Source organism: Bradyrhizobium sp. CCBAU 53338 (genome assembly GCF_015291665.1).
GTDB lineage: Bacteria > Pseudomonadota > Alphaproteobacteria > Rhizobiales > Xanthobacteraceae > Bradyrhizobium.
Genome location: NZ_CP030048.1, coordinates 3,934,346 through 3,958,245 on the forward strand (window position 1 = coordinate 3,934,346; position 23,900 = coordinate 3,958,245).

Consider the following 23,900-nt stretch of genomic DNA (forward strand, 5'->3'; position numbering starts at 1 on the left):
TCAATAAGAAAATCGGGAGATCTCCGCTCATGCGCATCTTGCAGCCAGCCGAATGGAAAAAGCCGCGCGGTTTCTCGCATGGCGTGGTGGCGCAGGGGCCGGGCCGCTGGGTCGTGCTCGCCGGGCAGACCGGCGGCGACGAGGCCGGCAGTTACGCGCCTGACATGGCTGCTCAGGTTGCGACCGCGCTGAAGCGGATCATCAAGCTGCTCGCGGAGGCCGGCGCCGGCCCCGAGCACATCGTGCGCCTGACCTGGTACCTGACCAGCCGCAGCGAGTATGAGGCCGCAGGCGCCGGCATTGGCGCGGCCTGGAAGGAGACGCTCGGGCGCAATTTCCCGCCCTCGACGCTGCTCTATATCGGCGGTCTCGTCGACGACCGTGCCAAGGTCGAGATCGAGGTCACGGCGTTCGTGCCGGACGCATAAAAAAGACCCGGCGAGGCCGCCGGGTCGATGATCGTTCCGTCGTGTCGCCGTCTTATCTCGACAGCGAGATGTTGGCGCCGCGGAACTGGCTGTCTGCGCGGATCGTAACGCTCTGTTTGTTGCCGCTCGTTCTCAGTCCGATATTGGCGTTGAAGCCGGCCGCAGAGGCGACCACCTCGAAGTTCCCGCCACCGCCGCGGCCCTGCAGCGAGCCGGAGATGTTGCGGCTGGTTTCGGACCAACTGCCGGTGATGCTGCTGCCCTCGGCCTTGACGCTGGCGCCGAGGTTGAACTTGTAGGCGTCGCTGGCACAGGTCAGCGACATCTCCATCGTCGGTCCGATCGGGGCGTATTTGGCACGGCAGCGGATGCGTTCGGTGGACCCGTCATCCAGCGTGACGACGCCGCCGCCGCTCCAGTTGCCGGCCATTGGGGCGAATGGGCCGGATTGAGCCTTGCTTTCGGAGTTGGCGACCGCTGCCGCAAACAAAACGGCGGCCGCGATCAGCAGCCGCCGGTTGAGGAGGTTCGTCCAGAATTGCTTATTGGCGCGATGCTTCCCACCGCCCGCTGCACGGTATGCCTGCAGATGCTCCATTCCACTTTCCCGATCCGGCGTTGCCGTTGAGTTGACCGTTGGCATATGCACCATTGATCGAAACTTTCACAAGACCCCCACTGCCGATGGTGCCGGAAACGTTAGCGCCCGGCGCGGTGATCTTGCCGTCGGCAACCGTCAGCATGGAGCTTGCAGTCGGTTCGCACGAGCCGGTCTTGGTCACGATGGTGACCTGCCAATTGCCGTCAAAGGGAGTCTGGGCGAGCGCAGGAGCGGCGAGGGTGGCGGTAATGACTGATGCGGCACAGAACGCCGCGATGCGACCAAAACGCATGAATTCGTCCTTGAATGTGTCTGATATGCTGACGCTTATTCGGGCGAAATGTGACGGAAATTTGGTGCAATGCAAAGTCGAAAATTGTTCCTGTGGAAACAATGGTTTATTTGCGTTTCCGGTTCCAATTTTCGAAGCGGAATCAAGGCGCCCTCGCGTTAATCGTTAACGTCGGGACCGACTCGGGTCAGGCTGTGTCAGGACAGGCTTGGCGCCGAGGTCGCGAACTGCTCGTCCTGGGCCTTGGCCGGCAGCGCCTTGTGGACCTTGGCGTAATCGATCACGTCGGCCAGCAGCTTGAGGCCGAGCGGAGCCAGCGCACGCTCCCAGAGTTCGCGGGCGGTCTCGCCCTTCTTCACGAAGCACCAATCCTGCGCGGCGATGGCGCCGGCGTCCATACGCTCGGCGAGATGATAGATCGTGCCGCCGGCGATCGGGTCGCCTTCCCTGATGGTCCATTCCACAGCGGCCTTGCCGCGATGACGCGGCAGCAGCGAAGGGTGATAGCCGATCCCGCCGAGCTTGGCCGCGGCGAGCGCGTCCTTGCCGATCCGGGCATGGCTGTGGGCGGTGATGATCAGATCGGTGTCGGGCGCGATCTCGGAGGCCACCACAAGCTTCGGATTGGCCTGCACCACCACCTCGATGCCGGCCGCCTTGGCAGTCGCGGCCAGGCGGTCATCCGCGTCGGCCACCACGACCCGCACGACCCCGACACCGTGTTCGCGGAGCATGTTCAGGGTGGTCACGCCGAAATGGCGGGAGCCGACGAGGGTAATGCGCATGATGGTCCGATCCGTCTCGCAGCTGCGTCATTCCCCGATAACACGTCCAGCCGTCCTGTCACCACCCGCGCGGCGTTTGCGCCGGTTATCAACAATGCGCAAAGCGCGCGGGCGGAATGAACTCGGCAATTGCGTCGCCCGCCGTTCCGGTGCTTCCATGCGTGCCGTGTGACCTGCCAGGAGCGAGCCGATGCGTAGCGCGTGGTTTGTCCTTCCCACCGTCCTGATTGCGGCAGCTTCAGCCCAAGCCGGCGGGCCGTATCCGGTCGTACCGCCGGAAACCGGCGTAGCGCCCTTCATCGGCCCGACCTGGGATGGCTATCGCTGCGCGGAAGGCACGATCCACAATTTCTACTTCGGTGCCTATTATGGCGAGGAGCCGCCGGCGCTCTATCGCGGCTACGCCTACCGGCCGTATTACCGCTACAGCGCCTATCGCAAATGGCCGCGCAAATATTTCTGCGTCACGGACTGACCGTTGCCGCGCGGCCACGGTCGGCGGCAAATGACCTCCGCGCTTTTCTGCCATCGCAAAATCATCAAACGGTAACGCGTTCTCAACCTTGCCGGCGTATCGACGAATCCGTCGCGGATTTGTATTGCGTACCGCGACACCAAAAATGTCCCGCCGGCGTGGGTGCGTCGCGCGGGCACTTTTGCCGGAACCGATGTCATGTCGAACGCAATTGCGCAGATCGTGGACACCTATGTGCGGCTGATGAACCGCCGTGGCCTCGACGAGCTGATGATGCACAGACAGCGGCTTGCAGTCGATCTGAAGAGCAGGTCAGGCGCTTTCGATTTCAGCCTGCCGATCGGCAAGATCGATGCGGAGATCGCGATCATCGAGGAAGGTCTCAGCCGGCTGAAAGCCGAATCCGCCGAGACAGGCATGACACGCCCGATCTGACGTGCTCAGTCGCGCCGGCCGCCCTGGATCACGGTGAACAGTGGCCGTGCCGCGGTCGGCTCCTCCAGCAACTCCTCCACCAGCGCGCTCGCCGCATCGACATATTTGCGCGTGGGCTTGTCGAGCTCGCGTTTGGCCTCGTCGTCGAGCGCGACCTTGGCGGCCTCGACCAGCTTGCGCATGCGCGCGCCGTGGTCGTCGCCGGCGGTGAGCGTCGCACGCGCCAGCGAGCGGAGCACGAACAGCTCGCCCTCGAGGCGGAGCAGGCGGTCGTTGAGCCTGGTGATGACGGCGTTGAGGTCGGCCATGGCACATGTTCGTTGCGGAAGATCCCCGTCCATCTAGCGGCGATCGGTGAACGGAGTCCAAACGTGACAGGCGCAATTGAGGCGATCTTCCGTCACGCCGCGGTTCGCGCCAGATAGTCGCGCGCAAAGGCGAGATACCAGTCGAGGCAGGCCGGATTGGCCATCGCCTCCTTGTTGATGACTTTCTCGACGGGCTGGCCGAGCAGCAGTTTCTTGATCGGCAGCTCCTGCTTCTTGCCCGACAGCGTGCGCGGAATTTCAGTGACGGCAAAAATTTCGTTCGGCAGGAAGCGGCGGGACAGGCCTGCCTCGATCGCCTTGTTGATCTTCGCCCGCATCGCATCGTCGAACGCGACGCCCTCGCGCAGCACCACGAACAGCGGCATGTAGCTGTCGCGGCCGAGATATTCGAGATCGACGACGAGGCTGTCGAGCACTTCCGGCAGCGCCTCGATCGCGGAATAGAGCTCGCTCGTGCCCATCCGCAGGCCGTGCCGGTTGATGGTCGCATCGCTGCGGCCATAGATCACGCAGGAACCATCCAGGTTGACCTTGAGCCAGTCGCCGTGGCGCCACACCGTCCCGCGGCCGCTGCCGTCGAAATTGTCAGGATAGGTTTCAAAATAGCTGGCGAGATAGCGCGCGTTGGCCTCGTCGTTCCAGAAATACAGCGGCATCGACGGCATCGGCTCGGTGCAGACGAGTTCGCCGACCTCGTCAATCACGGCGCGGCCCTGTTCGCTGAAGGCTTCGACGGCCGCGCCGAGCAGGCGGCACTGCATCGCGCCCGGCGTCTGCGGCAATTCCCTGTTGCCGCCGATGAAGGCGCCGGCGAAATCGGTGCCGCCGGAAATGTTCGCCCACCAGATGTCGGCCTGCGCTTTGCTGCCGTTGGTTTTGGACAAGTCAGCAAAGCGCGCATTGAACCAGGCTTGCGTGTCGGCGCTGAGCGGCGAGCCGGTCGAGCCGAGACAGCGCAGCCGTGACAGGTCGCCGGCGGCGGTGAGATCGATCTCCGCCTTGGCGCAGTTGGCGAAGAACGCCGCGCCCGCGCCGAAGAAGGTCGCTTTCGATTGCGCCACGAAGCGCCACAGCGTCGACCAATCAGGTTTGTCCTTGGTGCCGCCGGGGCTGCCGTCGAAGATGCAGCAGGTGGTGCCGCTGAGCAGGCCGCCGACCTGGCTGTTCCACATGATCCAGCCCGTCGACGAGTACCAGTGATAACGCTCGCCGAACGAATTTTCGTGGTAGGAGCAGCCGATGTCGTTGTGGAGGCCGAGCAGCGCCAGCACCACGATGACGATGCCGCCATGGCCGTGCACGATCGGCTTCGGCAGGCCGGTGGTGCCGCTGGAATAGACGATCCAGAGCGGATGGTCGAACGGCAGCCACATCGGCTCGAACGCATCGATTGCAGCGCCCGTCCTTGAAGTGATGTCGGAGAGGAGGGCGTCCGGTGCGGCTGGCGCGGAGGCGTCGCTGTGCAGGATGACGTGCTCCAGGCTCGGCAGCGATCGCCGCAGTTCGGCGACGACGTCCCTGCGATCATGCCTGCGCCCGGCATACGTCACCGCGTCGCAGGCGATCAGCACCTTCGGCTCGATCTGCTTGAAGCGGTCGATCACGGCAGGCGCGGCCATGTCAGGGGCGCAGACGCTCCAGACCGCGCCGATGCTGGCGCTCGCGAGAAACGCGATGATGGTTTCGGGGATATTGGGCAGATAGGCCGCGATGCGGTCGCCGGGCTTGATCCCCCAGTCCTTCAGATGCAGCGCGAGCGCGGCCGCCTTGCGCCGCAACTCCGGCCAGCTGGTCTCCGTCAGCTTGCCGTCTTCGCCGCTGCCGACGATTGCGGGCAGGCCGGCGGCATGCGCCGCCTCGACATGCCGGAACACCTGCCGCGCATAGTTCACCTGCGCGCCGGGAAACCACACCGCGCCGGGCATCTTGCGCTCGGTGATGACGGCGGAAAATGGCGTCGGTGATTGCAGATCGTAGTAGTCCCAGATGCTGCGCCAGAACGCTTCGAGATCACGAACGGACCATTGCCGCATCTCCTCGTAGTTCGAGAAGGTGAGGCCGCGCTTGTCGGCGAGCCAGTTGCGATAGAGGGCGATCTGCGGGACGAAAGGAGCGGTCATTGCGTATCGGCTTCAGTTGTGGGGAGGGCGAACTTAGCCGGTGTCGCGCCTCGGCAAAAGCCGCGCATGTCAGTCGAATGGCAGGCATGACGCCGCGATTTCGCGTCGTGCTCCAGCAAGCTGCGATGCCGCGCCCACCGTTGATCTACGTCAACGCGGCCGTTGCGCTGGCGCTCAATTTGGGGTGGGCCGCGCTGGGGCGGCGCCTGTTAGCGCTTTACGCGTGCAACGAGGGAGGATCACCATGCGCCGGAGTGTGCGTCTTTCGATGAAGTCGGTATCGGTCGCAGCGATTGCGGCTGCCGGTCTCCTGGGGCTTGCGGGAGTGACCTTCAGCCCGACACCGGCGCATGCCGTGGTTTATTGCCAGTACATCGATTATCCGCCGTCCTGCGTCGCGCGCGCCGGCGTGGTGCTGCGGCCGCGTCCGGTCGCGCGTGCCGCGGTTCGCGCCGGCACCGCGAGCGGGACCAATCTGAATGGCGGCGTCAATCGCGTCGGCGTGCGCCGCTAGGCGAACGGCACGCAGGTCACGAACGCCGGCGACGGAGGGAGCCGGCGTCGTGAACCGCTGTCGCTACCACTGCACGCCAGCCCAGCGGCGGCCGAACACGGCCGGCTTGGTCTTCACCGCCTGCCAGCCGAAGAAATGATGCTTGCCGGACCAGCTGTGCACCACGCTGCTGCAAATGCTGCATTTGAAGCTGCCGGCATGCGCCTCGGCGTGCTCCTCTCTCGTCGCGGTGTAGTTCATGCCGCAACCCGTGCAGGTGAATTCTTCGATCGTCCAGATGCTGTTGGCCATTGCACCGCAGATGTGTTGGGGACCTGAGCCGAAGCCTAGGTGCGAGCCTTTGCATCGGCGTAAACCTGTCAGGTGAAATCCGGTTAATCGCCGTTAGGCAAACCTCGCGGCATCGGCAGATATTGCAGGATTTTCCCGATTTTTGCAGCGCCCGTCAGTCCAAACGGCACCGCCGGTCGGTCCAAGCGCATTCTTGACCCGATCGTTAGATTTTACCCCCACAGCCTCGGTTGGGAGGCGTGCGAAACGGGGGCGTGTGATGGGGAAGAAACTGGTTCTGACGGCTGCGCTGTTGTCGCTGGCAACGCCGGCGTTCGCGGCCGATATCATTCAGCCCGCGCCGGTGAAGGCGCCGATGCCGCCGGCTCCGATCTTCACATGGACCGGCTTCTATATCGGCGCCCATGGCGGCGGCGCCTGGAGCAAATGGACCGGCATCGACCCGACCGATCCGACGTCGACCTGGAGCTCGGTCTCGGCCAGCGGCGGCGTGGTCGGCGGCCAGATCGGCGGCAACTACCAGATCAGCAATTTCGTGGTGGGCCTCGAGGGCACCGGCGCCTGGTCGAGCGTCACGCTCAACGCGGGCGGCCCGTTCGGCGGCGGTGCCGGCTTCAATCTGACGCTGAAGAACGACTATGTCGCCACGGTCGCCGGTCGCCTTGGCGTCGCCTTCGACCGCGTCCTGCTCTACGCCAAGGGCGGCGCGGCCTTCACCCGTGACAAGTACAGCGCCAATAACGGTCTGGCCGGCGCGCTCGCCGGCTCCGCCGCAGGCGCCTTCAATCGCACTGGCTGGGTCGCCGGCGGCGGCGTCGAATGGATGTTCATGCCGAACTGGTCGGTGCGGGCCGAGTACGACTATCTCGGCTTCGGCGCCATCACCGAGCAGCCGGTGACATCGGGCAATCTGGTGGCCACGCCCGCAAATGTGAAGCTGAACATCCAGACCGGCACGATCGGCGTCAACTATCACTTCTAGGCCCGGCTCTGGGCGGCTTTCGTGACCGCTATGTGATCCTGACGCCCGATGCGGTCGGCCCTCCGGGGACGGGCCGCCGCATCCGCTCGTCTTGACGCACGGCCCGGGGCTGGCAATAACGCTGGGCCGCGCAAGCGCCGGAACCCGCGTTGATGCCGCAAGGAAAGCCGTGCCCGTGAAAAGTCTGCGTCAGCTCCTGACGGGCGAGGACGTTATCCAGCTCGTGATCCGGCTCGGCCTGTTGGCGCTGCTGATCATCTGGACCTTCCTGATCGTCCGGCCGTTCGTGCCGATCCTGGCCTGGAGCGGCGTTCTCGCCGTGGCATTCTATCCGGCGTTCAGCTGGGTCGCCAAAGCGCTCGGTGGCCGGCCCAAGACCGCCGCCGCCATCCTCACCTTGATCACTCTAGGCATTGTCCTCGGGCCCGCCACCTGGCTCGGCCTCAGTGCCGTGGACGGGGTGAGGGAGCTGGCGCACGAGCTTGGCACCGGGGATCTCGCGCTCCAGTCGGCGCCGGAGCAGATCAAGTCCTGGCCGGTGATCGGCCTGACGCTCTATGAGCTCTGGGATCAGGCCTATAACAACATCCGCGCCGTGCTGCGCGAAGTTGCGCCCTATCTCCAGCCGCTGGCGGGACCGCTACTGGTGCTGGCGGGCGATGCCAGCCTCGGCACGCTCCAGTTCCTGGTCTCGGTGTTTGTGGCCGGTTTCCTGTTTCCGCACGGGCCAAGGCTGGTCGCGGCCGGGCGCGGTTTCCTGTCGCGCATCGTGCCCGAGCAGAGCGAGCATTTTCTCGAGCTCGGCGGCGCCACCATCCGCGCCGTGGCGCAAGGCGTCATCGGCGTCGCCATCGTGCAGGCGCTGCTCGCCGGCATCGGCTTCAAGCTCGCAGCCGTGCCGAGCGCGGGACTGCTCGCCTTCATCGTGTTGCTGCTGTCGATCGTCCAGATCGGCGCCTTCCTGGTGCTGCTGCCGGTCATCATCTGGATCTGGACCGCCAAGGACGTCACCACGGCGCTGGTGCTCACCGTGTTCTTCGTCGTGGTCGGCTTCATCGACACCATGTTGAAGCCGCTCGTGATGGGACGCGGCCTCAACACGCCGACCATCGTGATCTTCGTCGGCGTCATCGGCGGCACGTTGGCCCACGGTATTGTCGGTCTGTTCATCGGGCCGATCATCCTGTCGGTGGCATGGGAGATGGCCGCGGCCTGGATCGGGACGGCGTCGAAGCGAGTGGCCGAGCCGCCGATACCCGACGAGACCTGATCGCGCGTCATGCGCCGATCACACCTGTCTCGCGAGATGTGGACAACTGCGCCTGCCGGTGTCGGCCGGACCGGCCATCGAACTTGTCTAATGAAATAGACAAGTTACGATGTTATCGAGATTCTTTTCTCGGTTTGCGACGGGAATGGCGAAGTCTTCCAAGCTGGTTGCCGCCAGGCGCGGCAAGGTTCTGTTGGTCAGGCGACGGTCGGACGGGCTGTGGATGTTCCCGGGCGGCCGCAAGCGTGCGCGTGAATCCGACAAGGACTGCCTGCGGCGCGAGATCAAGGAGGAGCTGCCGAAGCTGAAGCTCGGCCGGATCAGCCTCTGGAAGGAAGTGAAAGCCAAGAACAAGCGCTCCGGCCGCAAGATGAGCGACGCGATTTTCATCGCCAAGAGCGCCAAGGGGCGGCTTGCGATCGGCGACAAGAAGGAGCTCGACCGCGCCGCCTGGCAGAAGCCGCGCGGCATCCGCCTGACCGCGACCTCGCGCTACATCCGCGATCGCCTGTTTCCGAGAAAGCGGAGACGGAGCTGAAGCGCGATGGAATCGGGTTCGATCGGCGTCCGTGATCACCTCTCCCTATGGGAGAGGTGATCGGAGCTCTCCGGGTCGCATCGTTCAACAAAAATACACTCCCGCTTAGCTAGCAGTCTGAGTGTGACAAATCGTCCGATCATTCCTCGCATCATGTGTGAACCAGTTCACAAGCGGCAGAGACGAGGGCTGCTATACGGACGTTATTGCCTTACCAATCGATTTTTTTGAAGCGCCCCAGCGCCCGAAAGCGCTGGGGTTTTTCGCATGAGCGGGCGGGCTGGATTGCTCAGCCCTGCCGGCGCAAGAACCCGGTGATCGTGACCTTCTCCCAGATGCCGGCCGCCGCGAACGGGTCGGCGCGGCTGAACACCTCGACCTCGGCACTGCCGGGGGCTTCGATCAGGAACAGGCTGCTGATCATGGTGGCGCCATCGTCGGCGACCAGCGGTCCCAACATCATGATATTGACGCCATAGCGCGAGGTGTCGCTCAGGAACGTCTTGTGAGCGTCGTAATTGGCAACACATCCGCGCGCAGTCGGATGCCGGATCTGGATCGAGGCAAAATAGCCAAGGCTATTCCGATCGACCCTGAACCCGCGCTCGACCGATTGAGGATCGCGACCGGGGAGCCGCACGCGGCTCCGGCGGGGCAGCGATCCTGATCTCTTCGGCCTCTCGCTGTTCCTTCCGGGCCCTCCGCGCGTTTTTCATCGCACGCTTGATGAAGGGATGCGTCGAGTCCTCGGCGAAGAACAACACCACCTCGCAAGATGGACATTGCCTGGAATAGCCGTCCTGCAACCGTCCCGCGCGGTCGCGAAACATCGTCTTGCAACGCGTGCACTGGATCTGGACGGAATTCATGCGCCGACAACAATGAACACTGGAAATCGGCGGCCAAGGTGAGCCGAATTTCTGAAGAAAGCCTGAAGGCCGGTTGCGACCCGATCGCGCGAGTAGCGTGGAACGGTGCGCGATCCGCTATTGCTTGGCGGCCATCGCGTCGAGGCAGTGATTGACATACTCGGCCCGGTCGCGCGGCAGCACCTTTGCCAGATCCGCTTTCTGGCCGCATTCGCGCTGGCGAAGCTGCTCGGCGCGGCGCTTTTCCGCGGCCTCGCGGTATTCGGGCGCAACTTTGCTGGGATCAACAAGTGCCTGGCACCGGGCAGACGACGTCGAGAGCAGCGCGACGGCTGCGACAGCAATAATGACCTGTTTCAAATGAGCCTCCGTAAAAGGCCCACTCTAGCGCCCGGTTGCGGGCGGCTCAACGGTGCGTTCGGCGAAGGTGGGTGAGAGGCGGCTAGGCGGCCTGCTCCTCGAAGGAGGTGTAGACCCGGCCATTGGGATCGACGATCTGAACGTCCCGGCAACCGTCCTGGATCAGCTCCCTGGCCTTCTTCAGGGCGGCGGCGAGCGACTCCCGCTTGAGGTTGACGACGCCTGCCGTGTCGAAACCGGTGATTTCAAACATGCCATTCCTCCCGTTTGGGCGAATCCTACACCTTTCCAGCGGGTTGTCTTCTGGCTTTTTTTGAGCCGGCGGATGGAACAGGGGACAGAATTAGCGCGGTGCAGCACCGGGGTGCGGTAAACTGTTGAGGTTCAGCACCAGATGGACCGTGTCCGGATCCCGCTTCGGGGCGGTCACGAAGCCGAGCCGGTTGAACACATCGCGCATCGCGCGGTTCTCGGGGAGGACCTCCGCGACCAGCTCCGTCAGCCCGGCCTCGCGCGCGAGCACGATGAGATGGCGCGCCAGCGTCGAGCCGATGCCGCGTCCCTGCCAGGCGTCGATCACCATGAAGGCCATCTCGGCGCGGCCGGGCTCGGCGACGATGTAGCGGCCGCCGCCGACGATGCTGCTGCAGCCCGCGTCATCGACACAGGCCACCAGCGCGACATGCTGCACGAAATCGATCTCCATGAAGAAGTCGCGCTCCTTGTCCGAAAAATGGCGCTTCGGGATGAAGAAGCGGCGCTGGCGCGACTGCGCGCTGGTCCGGTCGAGCGCGGCCAGCATTCCGACTTCGTCGTCGGGGCGAAGCGCCCGGATCTCGACGGGCGTGCCGTCGCGCAATTGCTCCCTGCGACTATAGCTCGCGGCGTCTGTCATGCGTTGGTCTCGCTGCGCTGATGGGCCGATCACGCCGCTGGCCACGATCAACGGCTTGATCTGGATCAAGCCAGCCGCACGAGCAGGACCGCTACGCTTGCCGAGCGCCGCTTCCCGCGAAACACGGGCTCTTGATCGTGAAGACACTTCGCAGCTTCCTGCCCGCCGACGTCGTCGTCCAGCTCGTGATCCGGCTGGCATTGCTGGCGATGCTGATCGTCTGGACGTTCCTGATCGTCAAGCCGTTCATCCCGATCCTGACCTGGAGCGCCGTGCTGGCGGTGGCGTTCTATCCGGTGTTCAGCCGGCTCGCCAAACTGCTTGGTGGCAGCCCACGCATCGCGGCGGCCATTCTCACCGTGATCATGCTCGGCATTGTCATTGGCCCGGCGGCGTGGCTGGGTCTCAGTGCCGTCGACGGGATCAGGGATATCGCAAGCCAGATCAGCGCGGGCGATCTCGCGCTTCACGCCGCGCCGGAGCAGGTCAAGAGCTGGCCCCTGATCGGCCCGCAGCTCTACGATTTCTGGAATTTGGCCTACACCAACATCCGTGCAGTGCTGAAGGAGGTGACGCCGTACCTGAAGCCGCTTGCCGGGTTCATGTTGTCGTTCGTCGGCAGCGCCGGCGTTGGCACACTCCAGTTCCTGCTGTCGGTGCTGGTCGCCGGCCTCCTGTTTCCCTACGGGCCGCAGCTTGCCGGCGCGATCCGCGGTTTTCTGTTTCGGATCGTGCCGGAACAGAGCGAGCATTTTCTCGAGCTTTCGGGTGCGACCATCCGCGCGGTGTCGCAGGGCGTGATCGGCGTTGCGATCGTTCAGGCCTTGCTCGCCGGCATCGGCTTCAAGCTCGCCGCCATTCCGAGCGCCGGCCTGCTCGCCATCATCGTTCTGTTGTTGTCGATCGTGCAGATCGGTGCGGCCGTCGTGCTCCTTCCCACGATCATCTGGATCTGGATGGACAAGGACGTGACCACGGCGCTGCCGCTGACGATATTCTTCGTCATCGTCGGTCTGCTCGACAACATCCTGAAACCGCTGGTGATGGGACGCGGGTTGACCACGCCGACACTGGTGATCCTGATCGGCGTGATCGGCGGAACGCTTGCGCACGGTATCATCGGGCTCTTTATCGGGCCGATCATTCTGGCGGTCGCCTGGGAACTTGCCGCGGCCTGGATTCGTATCGAGCGCGCTGCGCCGGCGCCTGATGTTGTCGCCGACCGTTGACCTAAATCAAGGTCTGCTGATGCAGTGCACATTCAATGGCCATGAGCGACGACGAGGTCGAACATGGCGACAGAAAATATGAAACTGCCCGGTGGTCCGATGTCGGGCCTGGTCTCTTCAGCCGTGGAATACATGGTCGATGCCGGACAGCGCAGCGTGCTGTTCCTGGATATCATGCGCCAGCGCGGCGACCAGTATCGCGACCATGTCGCGCAAACGGCGCCGCATGTCCTGCAGTATGCTGCTGAATTGATCACCGACGGCCGCACGCTGGACGAGCCGGTCAATTACGCGCTGGTGCGCATCATTCCGCCGAAGGATGTCGAGATCGACATGACCCGGCGGCCGTTCGTCGTGATCGATCCCCGCGCCGGCCACGGCCCTGGCATCGGCGGCTTCAAGGCCGACAGCGAGATCGGCGTCGCGATGAGGGCAGGGCATCCCTGCTATTTCATCGGCTTCCTCCCCGAGCCGGTGCCGGGCCAGACCATCGAGCGTATCGCGCGCGCGGAAGCAAAGTTCATCGAGACCGTCATCAGTCGTCACCCCGATGCCGACGGCAAGCCCTGCGTGATCGGCAATTGCCAGGCCGGCTGGGCCCTCATGATCCTGGCCTCGCTGCGGCCGGAACTGTTCGGCCCCCTGGTCATCGCCGGCGCGCCGCTTGCTTATTGGGCAGGCGTGCACGGCCAGTATCCGATGCGCTATTCCGGCGGCCTTCTCGGCGGGAGCTGGCTGACGGCGCTGACCAGCGATCTCGGCGCCGGCAAGTTCGACGGCGCCTGGCTGGTTCAGAACTTCGAGAACCAGAACCCGTCGAACACGCTCTGGACCAAGCAGTACAACGTCTATTCCAAGGTCGACACCGAGGCCGAACGTTACCTCGATTTCGAGCGGTGGTGGGGCGGGCACGTCAACCTCAATGCCGAAGAGATCCAGTTCATCGTCGACGAGCTGTTCATCGGCAACAATCTCGCCGCGGGCCGCATCGAGATGTCGGACGGGCAGAAGGTCGACCTGCGCAACATCCGCTCGCCGATCGTGGTGTTCTGCTCCAAGGGCGACAACGTCACGCCGCCGCAGCAGGCGCTGGACTGGATTCTCGACTGCTACGCCGATGTCGACGAGATCAGGGCCTATGGCCAGACCATCGTCTACACCGTTCACGAGAGCATCGGTCATCTCGGCATCTTCGTGTCCGGCGGCGTGGCGAAGAAGGAGCACGCCGAATTCTCCAGCAACATCGACCTGATCGATGTGCTGCCGCCCGGCCTCTATGAAGCCACGTTCGAAGCGCGGAACGATGACACCCTCAACGCCGATCTCGCGGTCGGCCAGTGGGTGATGCGCTGCGAGGCCCGGACGCTCGACGATATCCGCGCCATGGGCGGCAATTCTCCCGAGGACGAGCGCCGCTTTGCGGCGGCCAAGCGCGTCTCCGAGCTCAATCTCGCGGCCTATCAGAAATTCATGCGGCCCTGGGTCAAGGGCATGGTGACGCCGCAGCTCGCCGAATGGGCGCGCAACATACATCCGCTGCGGATGCAATATGAGGCCTTCAGCAGCAAGAATCCGTGGATGGCCACGATCAAGTCGGCGGCTGACCGCGTCGAGGACAATCGCAAGCCGGTCTCGCAGGACAATCCGTTCCTGGCCTTCCAGGAGCAGATGTCGAAGCAGATCGTCCATGCCCTCGACAGCTGGCGCGACGCCCAGGAAGCGCTGAGCGAGACAATTTTCCTCAATGTCTACGGCTCGCCCGTGCTTCAGGCCGCCCTCGGCATCGATCCGAATTCGGCGCCGTCGCGCCGGCGTGAGATGTCGGCCGAGCATCAGGCCATGCTCGCGAAGCGAATTGCCGAGCTGAAGTCCCATATCGGCGAGGGCGGCCTTCGCGAGGCGGCGCTGCGGGCGCTGCTCTATGTCGGCTCCGCGCGCGGCATGGTCGACGAGCGCAGCGTCGAGGCGTTGCGGCAGGTTCGGCTTGACCATGCCGGACCACGGAAGACGCTCGCCGAGTTCAAGATGCTGGTGCGCGAGCAGTTCTTCATGCTGCTGCTGGACCGCGATGCGACTTTGGCGGCCATTCCGAAACTGCTGCCTGACGACATGAACCAGCGGCGTGCTGCCTTCACCGCGATGCGCGAAGTGCTGTCGGCGAGCGCGGACATCACCGGCGAGCGCGCCAGGCGCTTGAAGCAGGTCGCCGAGCTGTTCGGTTTGGAGGCGAACGTCGCCCCTTTCGATCCCAAGGCCGATCCAAGGGCACGGGCGTCGTAACACGCATTGGCGGAAGCGGGAGTGACAGGATGTCGACCGAGGCGGCGCAAGCTCAGACTGGCAGCAAATATGACCGCTTGATTGCGGCGGCGCGGGCGATGCCTCCGACGCCGACCGTCGTCGTCCACCCCTGCGACGAGACCTCGCTGCGCGGCGCCGTGGACAGTACCGGCGCCGGCATCATCCGGCCGATCCTGGTCGGGCCGGAGCGCAAGATCAGGGATACCGCCGCCAAATTCGATCTCGACGTCTCCGGCTTCGAGATCGTCGATGCCGCGCACAGCGACGATGCGGCAGCCAAGGGCGTCGAGCTCATTCATGCCGCGCGGGGCGAACTCTTGATGAAGGGCAGCCTGCACACCGACGAGCTGATGCGGGCGGTCACCGCCAAGGCCGGCGGCTTGCGCACCAACCGGCGCATCAGCCATGTCTTCGTCATGGACGTACCTGCCTACGCCGAGACCATCTTCGTCACGGATGCCGCCATCAACATCTTTCCCGATCTCGACGCCAAGCGCGACATCATCCAGAACGCGATCGATCTCTACAATCAGGCGGGCTTCGGCACGAAGCCGCGCGTGGCGATCCTGTCGGCCGTGGAGACGGTGACCTCGAAGATTCCCTCGACGATCGAAGCCGCGGCGCTCTGCAAGATGGCCGATCGCGGCCAGATCACCGGCGGCGTGCTCGATGGTCCCCTTGCGTTCGACAACGCCATCGATCCGGAAGCCGCGCGGATCAAGGGCATCACGTCGGAGGTGGCCGGCCGCGCGCAGATCCTGGTCGTTCCGGATCTGGAGGCCGGAAACATGCTGGCCAAGAACCTTGCCTACTTCGCCAAGGCGGATGGCGCCGGCGTCGTGCTCGGCGCCCGCGTGCCCGTTGTCCTGACCTCGCGAGCGGATTCGCCGCGGGCGCGGATGGCGTCCTGTGCAGTGGCCGCGCTTTACGCGCGCGCCCGGCGCCAGAAGGCGCCGACAGTGGCGGCGTGATCACCATGGATACCATTCTGGTCGTCAATGCCGGCTCCTCCAGCGTCAAGTTTCAGGTCTATTCGGCCGAGGGTGACGGCGCACTCCGCCGCCAGATCAAGGGGCAGATGGACGGCATCGGCAGCCGGCCGCGCCTGCGTGCCAACGGTCCAAGTGGCGATCCGCTGGCCGACCGCGCCTATCCGATCGAAGCCGTGCCAGATGTGCCCGCCGCCATGGCGGTGGCCGGCGACTGGCTTCGCGAAGAGCTTCGGGTCGCGCCGATGGCGGTCGGCCACCGCGTCGTGCATGGCGGGCCGGACTATGTCCGGCCGGTCCTGATCGACCACGGTGTCGTCTCCCGTCTCGAACGCTTTGTCAGCCTGGCGCCGCTGCATCAGCCGCATAATCTGGCGCCGATCCGCTCGCTGCTCGTGAATTTCCCGACGCTGCCGCAGGTAGCCTGCTTCGACACGGCGTTTCACCGCACCCATGATCTCGTCGCCGATCACTACGCTATCCCGCAGCGGCTCTATGCCGAGGGCGTCAGGCGCTACGGCTTTCACGGCCTTTCCTATGAATACATTGCCCGGACGCTGCCTTCGGTGGCACCCGAGATTGCCAAGGGGAGGGTGATCGTCGCCCATCTCGGCAGCGGCGCCTCGATGTGCGCGATCAGGGATGGGCGCAGCGTCGAAAGCACGATGGGCTTTACGGCGCTCGACGGACTGCCGATGGGAACGCGTCCCGGCCAGATCGATCCCGGCGTAGTGCTCTATCTCATCTCCGAGAAGGGCATGCCCGCGGCCAAGGTGCAGGATTTCCTCTACCGCGATTGCGGCCTGAAGGGGCTCTCGGGCATCAGCAACGACATGCGCGAACTCGAGGCGAGCGCCGATCCTCACGCGCGGCTCGCGATCGACCATTTCGTTTACCGCATCGGCCTCAACGCCGGCATGTTGGCGGCGGCCTTGCAGGGCCTGGACGCCTTCGTCTTCACCGCCGGGATCGGCGAGAACTCGGCCTCGATCCGCGCGCGCATCGCCGAGCAACTCGGCTGGCTCGGCGTCACGCTCGATCCCGGCGAGAACGCCCGGCATGCCCGGCTGATCTCGCGGGCAGACAGTCGCATTCCCGTCTACGTCGTGCCGACGGATGAGGAACTGATGATCGCGCAGCACACGCTGTCGCTGTTGATGAACGGTCAATCGACCAACACCAGACCTGAGAGGGTGTCATGATCCCCGTATTCCCTGACAGCAAGGTTGCCCTCAAGGGCAAGAAGGGCCTGATCGTCGGCATCGCCAATGACCAGTCGATCGCATGGGGCTGCGCGCGGGCGTTTCGCGCGCTCGGCGCCGATCTCGCGGTGACCTACCTCAACGACCGGGCCCGGAAGCATGTCGAGCCGTTGGCGCAGGCGCTGGAGGCGCCGATCTTCATGCCGCTCGACGTGATGGCAGAGGGCCAGACCGAGGCCGTGTTCGAACGCATCGCATCCGAATGGGGACAGCTCGACTTCCTGCTCCATTCCATCGCCTTCTCCCCCAAGGAAGCCTTGCACGGCCGGGTCGTCGACGTCGGCCGCGATGGTTTCCTCAAGACCATGGACGTCTCCTGCTGGTCGTTCATGCGCATGGCCCATCTCGCCGAGCCTCTGATGAAGAAAGGCGGCACGCTGTTCACGATGACCTATTACGGCAGCCAGATGGTGGTGGAGAACTACAACGTGATGGGCGTCGCGAAAGCGGCGCTCGAAGCCTCGGTTCGCTACATCGCCGCCGAGCTCGGTCCGAAGGGCATTCGCGTCCACGCGATCTCGCCGGGCCCGCTGGCGACGCGCGCGGCATCGGGCATTCCCGAATTCGACGAGCTCATGGACAAGGCGCAGTCGAAGGCGCCGACGCGCAGTCTCGTCAGCATCGACGATGTCGGCAACGCCACCGCGTTCCTCGCGCTCGACGGCGCCAAGCTGATCACGGGCGGTGTGCTCTACATCGACGGCGGTTATCACATCATCGACTGACGCGAGGGCGGGGAAGCCAGAACAACCCCATGCACAGTAGGCGGAGGCTTGTAGTCATTACGTTTTCCGCCAACGAGACAGGTCAACCAGAAACCGGTTGCTCCGTCGGGCAAAACACCGGCATAGTGGCATGATCAGTTCTCACCGCAGAGTCCCACCCGCAGCGACAGCGGACGCTCCTTTTGTTCAGCGGTAGTGCAGGGCGATCAATTCTGCGACGCAGGCCGGCTTCTTGGCGCCTTCGATCTCGATCACGAGATGGTAGTTCACGCGCAAGCCATCCGGCGGAACGTCCTCGGCCTCCGCCACCGTGACACGGCCGCGCAGCTTCGATCCGGCCGGCACCGGCGCGAGATATCTGATCCTGTCGGCGCCGTAGTTGAGCGTGTTGCGCAGGCCCTTCAATCCGATCACCGAGCGGATGAACAGCGGAGCGAGCGCGAGCGACAGGAGGCCATGGGCGATGGTCTTGCCGCCGGGCATTTCCTTGGCTGCGCGCGCCTGGTCGACATGGATCCACTGCTCGTCGCAGGTTGCTTCCGCAAACTGGTTGATGCGGTCCTGCGTCACCTCGACCCAGTCGCTGACGCCGATCTCGCTGCCGACGGCCGATTTGATCTCGTTGAAGTCGCTGAACACCCGCATGGTCGTCACCTGATCAGAGCTTCATTTCCGGGACATGGTCGGGAACAGCGACTTCGGCGTCCGTGACCGCCAGGACCTCGCCGACGCTGACGCCGGGCGCAGTCTCCAGCAGCGTCGCCTTGCCGTCGGGAAAGCCGATAACGGCCATGTCTGTCACCACCAGGCTCACCGGCCGTGCCGAGGTCAGGGGCAGGGTGCATTTCGGGACGATCTTCGATTTGCCCTTGGCCGCGTGCTGCATGGCGACGATGACGCGCCTGGCGCCGCTGACGAGATCCATCGCGCCGCCCATGCCAGGAACCATCTTGCCGGGGATCATCCAGTTGGCGAGATGGCCCTGCGCATCGACCTGCAAGCCCCCGAGCACCGTGACGTCGACATGACCGCCGCGGATCAAGCCGAACGACATCGCACTGTCGAAGGTCGCCGCACCCGGCAGCGCGCTGATCGGCCGGCCGCCGGCGTCAGTGAGCAGCGGATGCGCCATGCCTTGCTCCGGAATGGGTCCGGTGCCGATCAGGCCGTTCTCGGACTGGAAGAACACCTTGAGGTCCGATGGCACGTAGTTCGCGACCAGCGTCGGGATGCCGATGCCGAGATTGACGAGGTTGCCGCTCTTCAATTCCTTGGCGACGCGCCGGGCGATGATGATTTGCGGATCCATGGGTCACCCGTTCGCAATGAGGTAGTCGACGAGCGGCGCCGGCGTCAAAACATGGTCGGGCGCGATCACGCCGACCGGGACGATGTGCTCGGCCGTGACGATCACCGTGTCGGCCGCCATCGCCATGATCGGGTTGAAGTTGCGCGCCGTCAGCGCGTAGGTGAGGTTGCCGAGATAGTCGGCGAGGAAGGCGTGGACCAGCGCGAACTGGGCGCGGATGGCCGTCTCGAGCAAATACGGCTTGCCGTCGACCTCGATCTGGCGCTTGCCTTCCGCAACGAGCGTGCCGACGCCCGTCGGCGTGAGCACGCCGCCGAGGCCACAGCCGCCGGCCCGGATGCGCTCGACGAAAGTCCCCTGCGGCACGAGATCGACCGTGATCTGGCTACCCAGCATCTGCTGCTGCGCCTTCGGGTTGAGGCCGATATGGGTGGCGGTCAGCTTCGAGACCTGCCCCGCATCGAACAGCTTGCCGACGCCCTTGCCCGGCGTCGCCGCATCATTGCAGATCAGGGAGAGGCCGGTCTTGTTCTGGCGTACGAGCTCGTCGAGCAGACGTTCGGGCGTGCCGACGCCCATGAAGCCGCCGACCATGACGCTGGCGCCGGCCGGGATCATCGCAACGGCTTCTTCGACGGAAACGGCCTTCATGGTCGCAACTCCAATCGGCGGACGTGAGAGACGGATGGATGTTGGGCGCGCGCGGTCCCGCAGCCTTGATCTGCGTCAAGGCTTCGTGTCGTTCGCGAGCGAGATATCAATGCTGTCGAGGGCCTCTCGCCACAGCCTGCGCACCTCACCATGCCGCCGTTCGAGCGCCGCGCTGACAGCATCCCGGAAGGGAACGAGGTCGGGTCCCTTCAAGTACAGGATCTGCGCTTGCAACAGCCGGCTGCTCTCGAACTCGATCCGGCGCAGCGCGAACACAAAGGGATCATCCGCTTTCGCTTCCGTCGGGAGCAGGGCGGCCGGCCGGACCCCCGCATGCACCGCATGCGCCAGCGTCGCCAGCTGAATAGCCTGCACGTGAGCGTGGTCGGCCATCCCTTCAATCGGCGTCGGAAGCCAGGCCATCTCCCAGGATGTCGCCATCGGACCGAGTGCGAGATCCGGGACCCATGTGGTCGCGCGCATGAGCAGCGAGACGATCTCGCTCTCGCGATAGAATTGCGCGTTCAACTCGGTCTGCCAGGCTGCATCGAATTTCGCAGGCAGGGCGATGGCGAATTGCCGCGCCAGCGCGCCATGGGCAGAGACAAGGAACGCGGCCACTCGCGTCTGCTGGTGCGGCGGCACGCGGCCATCGGCCTCGAGCGGTCCAAAGAACGCACTCATGTCGCGATCCTCTGCACCGGGATCGCGCGCAGATGGTCATAACCGGCCGGAAACGGCGAAAGCTCGCCGCCCGGATCTTCCGGCGCGATCAGGACCCGCTTGTCGCCGTGCCAGCGCCCGGCCATCACGTCCTCGGCAAAGCGGGCCAGCAGGTCTGCGGTCAGTGCGGCCTTTTCGAGCGTGAAGGCGTGGTAAGCCTTTGGAATGATCACAAGGGCACTGTCGGGAATCTCGACACGCAAGGTCTCGTGCAGCGTCCGCGGCGTGAGGAAGTCGAACTCGCCGTTCAGGATCATGGTCGGCATGGCGATCGACGAAAGCAGTGGCGTCAGCGGCTTGAAGTCGAGGAAGGACTCCATCAGGTTCTGCAGGGCATAGACGTCGTTGACCAGCCAGCCCTGCCGCTTGACGCCGTCGAGCTTGTCCAGCAGCGGTTTCAGCCACGCGTCGGAGAGATTCATCGGCAGCAGCAGATCCTGAAGGTAGCTGGTGCCTCCGAGGATCAGCCCGGTGCGCAAGGCATTGCCGATCAGGAGGAGTTGCGGCGACAGCTCGGCAAAGCAGCTCATCGGCACCAGTCCCGATAGTCGTGCACCGTGCTCGATGGCGTAGCGCAGCGCGATCATGCCGCCAAAACTGATGCCGCTGAGAAAGATCGGTCCGTCGCCGAGTTCGCCAATCAGCCGGTGCAGTACGGCGACGTGATCGTCCTGATTGATGTAGAGCGCAGGCTTGTCAGAGACGCCCTGGCCGAGCAGATCGAATGTCGCGACCCGGAAACGCCGCGCGATCAGCGCGTCGCGATAAGCCCCCCACAGTTCCGAATATTGCGTAAGGCCGTTGACCAGCACATAGGCCGGCGCATCCGCCGGTCCGTCCAGCTCATAGCGGATCCGGTATGAGCCATGACTGAGAAAGGGCATTGCGGGGACCGGCTAGCGTGATGATGACGATGATCCTCAACGCGGGCGCGAGCAATCCATTGAGCTAAATCAAACCTCGGCCTGATGCCAAACCTAGCGTAGGCGCAAACATCGCCAGGAGGAAATTCGTCATGACCGGGAGAAGCGCACTCAAGCGTTGCTTCGTCAGCTTGATCTTGCTGCTGGTCGGCACCGCGCTCGCGATGGCCCAACCGTTCACGCGCCGCTCGTCGCAGATGCAGCATGACGGTCTCAAGAAGTCCTATGAGATCGCAAACTTCCGTCTCGGCGGGAAGTACGACCTCGCCGATCCCTCGAAATGGGAGAATGGCGGCGAGGGCGGCGTGACGCTGGAATCGCTGGGCGGAGGCAAGCTGCGAACCGCCTATATTGCGATCGGCAACGCCCGGAAGAATGCTGCCGGCGAGATCACGAATGCGGTCGTGATCAACTCCTACTACTCGGGCGACTCCACCGATATGTATGAGCAGTGGGTCAAAGGTGCTGCCTTGTCCGGCGGCGTTCCCATTATCGGCCCGGGCCGACCGATCGACACCGACCGCTATTACGTCATCATGGTCGATCCGCTCGGCACCTGGGGCGCCAGCAAGCCGTCGGATGGACTCGGCATCAAATTTCCGCAGTACAGCTACTACGACATGGTGCAGGCAAATTACCGCTTGCTGCGTGACGAGCTGAAGGTCGCGCGCGTCGCGCTGGTCACCGGCGTCTCCATGGGCGGCACCCAGACCTATGTCTGGGGCGTGATGCATCCGGAATACATCAACGCGCTGATGCCGATCGGCGGTACGACGCAGTCGGACAGCGAGGACCCCGTCGGCAACTGGACCTTCCAGATGATGACGGCCGCGATCGAAGCCGATCCGGTCTGGCAGGCGACCAAGGGCGACTATTACAAGCTGCCCAAGGAAAAGCATCCGATGCCCGGCGTGGCGTTCGGCTGGTCGATCCTGGGCATGACCGGTTACGACTTCGCGTTCCGCACGAGCCAGAACTGGAGGGCCGTCCAGCCCGAAATCTTCTACTGGGACCCGCCGAACGAGAAGGCGGCCTTGAATGTCATCAATCGCGCCAAGCTTTATGACGCGGTCGATCTCGTCTGGCGCAATCGGGTCGGCGAGACTCACAACATCAATCCCTATCTCGGCCGCATCCAGGCGCGCACGCTGGTGATGCACATCACCAACGACCTCTGGCTCAACTTCAAGCTGGCTCAGCAGGCGGTCGAACGCGTGCCCGGCGCGGACCTGATCGCGCAGGAAAGCCCGGTCGCGCACTACGGCGTGTTCCCGATCATCAACCAGCGCAAGAACGATCCGAAATTCGTCGCCTTCATGGACGACGTTGCGAGCCTCGATCGCGCTCAGAAATTTGTCGACAAGAACTATCGCGTGCCTGGCGTTGCCGAAAACATCGACCCCAAGAAGTCGTTCTGGAAGGACTTTGTAACCTACCCCTATCCGGTCAAGTACGCCAATGCCAAGGACAAGAGCGGCAACGCCTGGCAAATCGGCTACATGGATGAATATAACGGCACCGACAAGGATCCGAAGGTGCTCGTCATCATCCACGGCAAGGGCGCGTTCGGCGGGCACTATGGCAACATCATGCAGTATGCGCTTCGGAGCGGACTGCGCGTGATCGTGCCTGACCTGCCGCATTACGGCATGTCCGGGCCCGGCAATCTCGACAAGAGCCCGGCGCGCACCATGCAGGACATGCGCGAGGTGATCTACGATCTCGTGGTCAACCAGCTCGGCGTGAAGAAGGCCTATTATCTCGGCCATTCGCTCGGCGGCCAGTTCGTGATGGGCTACGCGCTGACCTGGCCGGACGCGGTGCAAGGCCTTGCGCTCGAGGCGCCGTCGGGCCTCGAGGAATACCCGCGCGAGATCACCATCGCCAAGGACAAGAAGGCAAAGCTGTTCGACCCGGCCTTCGACCATGATTTCGACAAGTGGAAGGCGACGTGGGACCAGACCGGCATCCTTGCCGCGGAGAAGGCGCGGGATGAGCAGAGTGTTCGCGATTTCTTCTATTTCAAGAAGCGCGATCCCAATACGGGAGCGGTCTCGGCCTCGAAGAGCGGCTATTTCTTCAGCGACAGTGAATATGCCCGCTTCCACACCGAGCAACGCGTCGGCCTCATCAAGGGCAACCCCAAAGAGCTCGATCAATGGTGCAACGTCTTCATCTACGACATCTACACCATCGGATCTGAGCTTCAGCAGGATGATCCGAAGAACCTCTATGAGCGGCTTACCCAGATCAAGGCGCCGATCTTCCTGGCGTTCGGCGACAAGGAGCCGTTCATTCCGACGCCCGCGTTCAACGGGCTGACGGATCTCGGCCGCGACGTCATCACGCCCTTCATGTCGCGCATGACGAATGCCGGCAACCGGCCGATGCTCAAAATCTATCCGGAGACTGGGCACTTCATCCATACGGATAACCCGGTCGAGTATGCAGCGGACGTCATTGATTTCGTGACCAAGGGCACGGTCGATACGTCATCGCCGCTCGGCACCGACCGAATGATCAAGGGCGCGGTGGTTTCGGCCTTGCCGGTGGCACCGACCCCGCCCGGAGCTGCGCCGACGGCCGGCCTCAACAAATAGGACC

General features: G+C 64.1%; 28 protein-coding genes. 13 read left to right on the forward strand and 15 right to left on the reverse strand.

All coding sequences use genetic code 11. The features are described 5' to 3' along the window. The first annotated feature begins 29 nt into the window (after positions 1-29). Positions 30-428, forward strand: a complete 399-nt coding sequence (locus tag XH90_RS18490; RefSeq protein ID WP_194475794.1) for a RidA family protein — start codon at positions 30-32, stop codon at positions 426-428. Between the two features lie 52 nt (positions 429-480). On the opposite strand, the gene XH90_RS18495 is transcribed toward XH90_RS18490, so the two are convergent. From XH90_RS18495 to XH90_RS18505, 3 genes are all read right to left on the reverse strand, one after another. Beyond that, positions 481-1,026 (reverse strand): hypothetical protein, encoded by a 546-nt coding sequence (locus XH90_RS18495; RefSeq protein ID WP_194475795.1) that lies wholly within the window; start codon positions 1,024-1,026, stop codon positions 481-483. Next, complete coding sequence (locus tag XH90_RS18500) at positions 971-1,321, reverse strand: hypothetical protein (RefSeq protein WP_194475796.1); 351 nt, start codon at positions 1,319-1,321, stop codon at positions 971-973. The genes XH90_RS18495 and XH90_RS18500 overlap by 56 nt, the downstream gene beginning before the upstream one ends. Positions 1,322-1,518: 197 nt before the next feature. Next, a complete protein-coding gene (locus XH90_RS18505) occupies positions 1,519-2,106 on the reverse strand; it encodes a formyltransferase family protein (RefSeq protein ID WP_194475797.1) in 588 nt (195 codons plus the stop codon). Between the two features lie 190 nt (positions 2,107-2,296). On the opposite strand from XH90_RS18505, the gene XH90_RS18510 reads away from it, so the two are divergent. Continuing rightward, the gene (locus tag XH90_RS18510; protein WP_194475798.1) at positions 2,297-2,581 is read left to right on the forward strand and encodes a hypothetical protein; all 285 of its coding nucleotides are present in this window, start codon (positions 2,297-2,299) and stop codon (positions 2,579-2,581) included. Positions 2,582-2,779: 198 nt separating this feature from the next. Continuing rightward, positions 2,780-3,016, forward strand: a complete 237-nt coding sequence (locus XH90_RS18515) for a hypothetical protein (RefSeq protein WP_194475799.1) — start codon at positions 2,780-2,782, stop codon at positions 3,014-3,016. Between the two features lie 5 nt (positions 3,017-3,021). Here the strand turns inward: XH90_RS18515 and XH90_RS18520 are convergent, their stop codons facing one another. Together XH90_RS18520 and XH90_RS18525 are read right to left on the reverse strand one after the other, a co-directional pair. After that, entirely contained in the window at positions 3,022-3,324 is a 303-nt protein-coding gene (locus tag XH90_RS18520; RefSeq protein ID WP_194475800.1) for a hypothetical protein, read from the reverse strand. Positions 3,325-3,416: 92 nt separating this feature from the next. Next, positions 3,417-5,465, reverse strand: coding sequence for an acetoacetate--CoA ligase (locus XH90_RS18525; RefSeq protein WP_194475801.1), 2,049 nt, complete (start codon positions 5,463-5,465; stop codon positions 3,417-3,419). Positions 5,466-5,709: 244 nt separating this feature from the next. On the opposite strand from XH90_RS18525, the gene XH90_RS18530 reads away from it, so the two are divergent. Beyond that, positions 5,710-5,979: a hypothetical protein gene (locus XH90_RS18530; RefSeq protein WP_194475802.1), complete on the forward strand. Its 270-nt coding sequence runs from the start codon at positions 5,710-5,712 to the stop codon at positions 5,977-5,979. A 63-nt stretch (positions 5,980-6,042) separates the two neighbouring features. Here the strand turns inward: XH90_RS18530 and XH90_RS18535 are convergent, their stop codons facing one another. After that, the gene (locus tag XH90_RS18535) at positions 6,043-6,270 is read right to left on the reverse strand and encodes a hypothetical protein (RefSeq protein ID WP_194475803.1); all 228 of its coding nucleotides are present in this window, start codon (positions 6,268-6,270) and stop codon (positions 6,043-6,045) included. A 259-nt stretch (positions 6,271-6,529) separates the two neighbouring features. Here XH90_RS18535 and XH90_RS18540 point away from each other — a divergent pair, with 259 nt between their 5' ends. From XH90_RS18540 to XH90_RS18550, 3 genes are all read left to right on the forward strand, one after another. Then, positions 6,530-7,252 (forward strand): outer membrane protein, encoded by a 723-nt coding sequence (locus XH90_RS18540; protein ID WP_194475804.1) that lies wholly within the window; start codon positions 6,530-6,532, stop codon positions 7,250-7,252. Positions 7,253-7,421: 169 nt separating this feature from the next. Further along, positions 7,422-8,522, forward strand: a complete 1,101-nt coding sequence (locus XH90_RS18545) for an AI-2E family transporter (protein WP_194475805.1) — start codon at positions 7,422-7,424, stop codon at positions 8,520-8,522. A gap of 145 nt (positions 8,523-8,667) precedes the next feature. After that, on the forward strand, positions 8,668-9,060 hold the full coding sequence (locus XH90_RS18550) for an NUDIX hydrolase (protein ID WP_194475806.1): 393 nt from the start codon (positions 8,668-8,670) through the stop codon (positions 9,058-9,060). Positions 9,061-9,349: 289 nt separating this feature from the next. Here XH90_RS18550 and XH90_RS18555 read toward each other — a convergent pair whose 3' ends face one another. The 4 genes from XH90_RS18555 to XH90_RS18570 form a co-directional block, all read right to left on the reverse strand. After that, entirely contained in the window at positions 9,350-9,619 is a 270-nt protein-coding gene (locus tag XH90_RS18555; protein ID WP_194482731.1) for a YciI family protein, read from the reverse strand. A 427-nt stretch (positions 9,620-10,046) separates the two neighbouring features. After that, positions 10,047-10,289 (reverse strand): hypothetical protein, encoded by a 243-nt coding sequence (locus XH90_RS18560; protein ID WP_194475807.1) that lies wholly within the window; start codon positions 10,287-10,289, stop codon positions 10,047-10,049. Positions 10,290-10,371: 82 nt separating this feature from the next. Next, the gene (locus XH90_RS18565) at positions 10,372-10,542 is read right to left on the reverse strand and encodes a hypothetical protein (RefSeq protein ID WP_164933852.1); all 171 of its coding nucleotides are present in this window, start codon (positions 10,540-10,542) and stop codon (positions 10,372-10,374) included. Positions 10,543-10,632: 90 nt separating this feature from the next. Continuing rightward, positions 10,633-11,184, reverse strand: a complete 552-nt coding sequence (locus XH90_RS18570; RefSeq protein WP_194475808.1) for a GNAT family N-acetyltransferase — start codon at positions 11,182-11,184, stop codon at positions 10,633-10,635. A gap of 131 nt (positions 11,185-11,315) precedes the next feature. On the opposite strand from XH90_RS18570, the gene XH90_RS18575 reads away from it, so the two are divergent. From XH90_RS18575 to fabI, 5 genes are all read left to right on the forward strand, one after another. Then, positions 11,316-12,413 (forward strand): AI-2E family transporter, encoded by a 1,098-nt coding sequence (locus tag XH90_RS18575; RefSeq protein ID WP_246755527.1) that lies wholly within the window; start codon positions 11,316-11,318, stop codon positions 12,411-12,413. A 63-nt stretch (positions 12,414-12,476) separates the two neighbouring features. Then, the gene (locus XH90_RS18580; protein WP_194475809.1) at positions 12,477-14,693 is read left to right on the forward strand and encodes a DUF3141 domain-containing protein; all 2,217 of its coding nucleotides are present in this window, start codon (positions 12,477-12,479) and stop codon (positions 14,691-14,693) included. A gap of 29 nt (positions 14,694-14,722) precedes the next feature. After that, entirely contained in the window at positions 14,723-15,685 is a 963-nt protein-coding gene (locus XH90_RS18585; RefSeq protein ID WP_194475810.1) for a phosphate acetyltransferase, read from the forward strand. A gap of 5 nt (positions 15,686-15,690) precedes the next feature. Continuing rightward, positions 15,691-16,905 carry an acetate/propionate family kinase gene (locus XH90_RS18590; protein WP_194475811.1) on the forward strand — a complete coding sequence of 405 codons (1,215 nt, stop codon included), beginning with the start codon at positions 15,691-15,693 and terminating at the stop codon, positions 16,903-16,905. Next, entirely contained in the window at positions 16,902-17,690 is a 789-nt protein-coding gene (fabI, locus tag XH90_RS18595; RefSeq protein WP_194475812.1) for an enoyl-ACP reductase FabI, read from the forward strand. Before XH90_RS18590 ends, fabI begins: the two co-directional genes overlap by 4 nt. Positions 17,691-17,876: 186 nt before the next feature. Here the strand turns inward: fabI and XH90_RS18600 are convergent, their stop codons facing one another. The 5 genes from XH90_RS18600 to XH90_RS18620 form a co-directional block, all read right to left on the reverse strand. Further along, positions 17,877-18,335, reverse strand: a complete 459-nt coding sequence (locus XH90_RS18600; RefSeq protein WP_194475813.1) for a MaoC family dehydratase — start codon at positions 18,333-18,335, stop codon at positions 17,877-17,879. Between the two features lie 13 nt (positions 18,336-18,348). Beyond that, positions 18,349-18,999: a 3-oxoacid CoA-transferase subunit B gene (locus XH90_RS18605; RefSeq protein ID WP_194475814.1), complete on the reverse strand. Its 651-nt coding sequence runs from the start codon at positions 18,997-18,999 to the stop codon at positions 18,349-18,351. Between the two features lie 3 nt (positions 19,000-19,002). After that, the gene (locus XH90_RS18610; protein ID WP_194475815.1) at positions 19,003-19,650 is read right to left on the reverse strand and encodes a CoA transferase subunit A; all 648 of its coding nucleotides are present in this window, start codon (positions 19,648-19,650) and stop codon (positions 19,003-19,005) included. A gap of 75 nt (positions 19,651-19,725) precedes the next feature. Next, positions 19,726-20,334, reverse strand: a complete 609-nt coding sequence (locus XH90_RS18615) for a hypothetical protein (RefSeq protein WP_194475816.1) — start codon at positions 20,332-20,334, stop codon at positions 19,726-19,728. Beyond that, positions 20,331-21,257 (reverse strand): alpha/beta fold hydrolase, encoded by a 927-nt coding sequence (locus XH90_RS18620; RefSeq protein ID WP_194475817.1) that lies wholly within the window; start codon positions 21,255-21,257, stop codon positions 20,331-20,333. The genes XH90_RS18615 and XH90_RS18620 overlap by 4 nt, the downstream gene beginning before the upstream one ends. A 131-nt stretch (positions 21,258-21,388) precedes the next feature. Here XH90_RS18620 and XH90_RS18625 point away from each other — a divergent pair, with 131 nt between their 5' ends. Then, positions 21,389-23,896, forward strand: a complete 2,508-nt coding sequence (locus XH90_RS18625; RefSeq protein ID WP_194475818.1) for an alpha/beta hydrolase — start codon at positions 21,389-21,391, stop codon at positions 23,894-23,896. The last annotated feature ends 4 nt before the right edge of the window (positions 23,897-23,900 follow it).

Bases quoted from the DNA above. Each gene is read 5' to 3' on its own strand.
- XH90_RS18490 (WP_194475794.1), top strand. From the start codon at position 30: ATGCGCATCTTGCAGCCAGCCGAATGGAAAAAGCCGCGCGGTTTCTCG.
- XH90_RS18495 (WP_194475795.1), bottom strand. From the start codon at position 1,026: ATGGAGCATCTGCAGGCATACCGTGCAGCGGGCGGTGGGAAGCATCGC.
- XH90_RS18500 (WP_194475796.1), bottom strand. From the start codon at position 1,321: ATGCGTTTTGGTCGCATCGCGGCGTTCTGTGCCGCATCAGTCATTACC.
- XH90_RS18505 (WP_194475797.1), bottom strand. From the start codon at position 2,106: ATGCGCATTACCCTCGTCGGCTCCCGCCATTTCGGCGTGACCACCCTG.
- XH90_RS18510 (WP_194475798.1), top strand. From the start codon at position 2,297: ATGCGTAGCGCGTGGTTTGTCCTTCCCACCGTCCTGATTGCGGCAGCT.
- XH90_RS18515 (WP_194475799.1), top strand. From the start codon at position 2,780: ATGTCGAACGCAATTGCGCAGATCGTGGACACCTATGTGCGGCTGATG.
- XH90_RS18520 (WP_194475800.1), bottom strand. From the start codon at position 3,324: ATGGCCGACCTCAACGCCGTCATCACCAGGCTCAACGACCGCCTGCTC.
- XH90_RS18525 (WP_194475801.1), bottom strand. From the start codon at position 5,465: ATGACCGCTCCTTTCGTCCCGCAGATCGCCCTCTATCGCAACTGGCTC.
- XH90_RS18530 (WP_194475802.1), top strand. From the start codon at position 5,710: ATGCGCCGGAGTGTGCGTCTTTCGATGAAGTCGGTATCGGTCGCAGCG.
- XH90_RS18535 (WP_194475803.1), bottom strand. From the start codon at position 6,270: ATGGCCAACAGCATCTGGACGATCGAAGAATTCACCTGCACGGGTTGC.
- XH90_RS18540 (WP_194475804.1), top strand. From the start codon at position 6,530: ATGGGGAAGAAACTGGTTCTGACGGCTGCGCTGTTGTCGCTGGCAACG.
- XH90_RS18550 (WP_194475806.1), top strand. From the start codon at position 8,668: ATGGCGAAGTCTTCCAAGCTGGTTGCCGCCAGGCGCGGCAAGGTTCTG.
- XH90_RS18565 (WP_164933852.1), bottom strand. From the start codon at position 10,542: ATGTTTGAAATCACCGGTTTCGACACGGCAGGCGTCGTCAACCTCAAG.
- XH90_RS18570 (WP_194475808.1), bottom strand. From the start codon at position 11,184: ATGACAGACGCCGCGAGCTATAGTCGCAGGGAGCAATTGCGCGACGGC.
- XH90_RS18580 (WP_194475809.1), top strand. From the start codon at position 12,477: ATGGCGACAGAAAATATGAAACTGCCCGGTGGTCCGATGTCGGGCCTG.
- XH90_RS18585 (WP_194475810.1), top strand. From the start codon at position 14,723: ATGTCGACCGAGGCGGCGCAAGCTCAGACTGGCAGCAAATATGACCGC.
- XH90_RS18590 (WP_194475811.1), top strand. From the start codon at position 15,691: ATGGATACCATTCTGGTCGTCAATGCCGGCTCCTCCAGCGTCAAGTTT.
- fabI (WP_194475812.1), top strand. From the start codon at position 16,902: ATGATCCCCGTATTCCCTGACAGCAAGGTTGCCCTCAAGGGCAAGAAG.
- XH90_RS18600 (WP_194475813.1), bottom strand. From the start codon at position 18,335: ATGCGGGTGTTCAGCGACTTCAACGAGATCAAATCGGCCGTCGGCAGC.
- XH90_RS18605 (WP_194475814.1), bottom strand. From the start codon at position 18,999: ATGGATCCGCAAATCATCATCGCCCGGCGCGTCGCCAAGGAATTGAAG.
- XH90_RS18610 (WP_194475815.1), bottom strand. From the start codon at position 19,650: ATGAAGGCCGTTTCCGTCGAAGAAGCCGTTGCGATGATCCCGGCCGGC.
- XH90_RS18615 (WP_194475816.1), bottom strand. From the start codon at position 20,334: ATGAGTGCGTTCTTTGGACCGCTCGAGGCCGATGGCCGCGTGCCGCCG.
- XH90_RS18620 (WP_194475817.1), bottom strand. From the start codon at position 21,257: ATGCCCTTTCTCAGTCATGGCTCATACCGGATCCGCTATGAGCTGGAC.
- XH90_RS18625 (WP_194475818.1), top strand. From the start codon at position 21,389: ATGACCGGGAGAAGCGCACTCAAGCGTTGCTTCGTCAGCTTGATCTTG.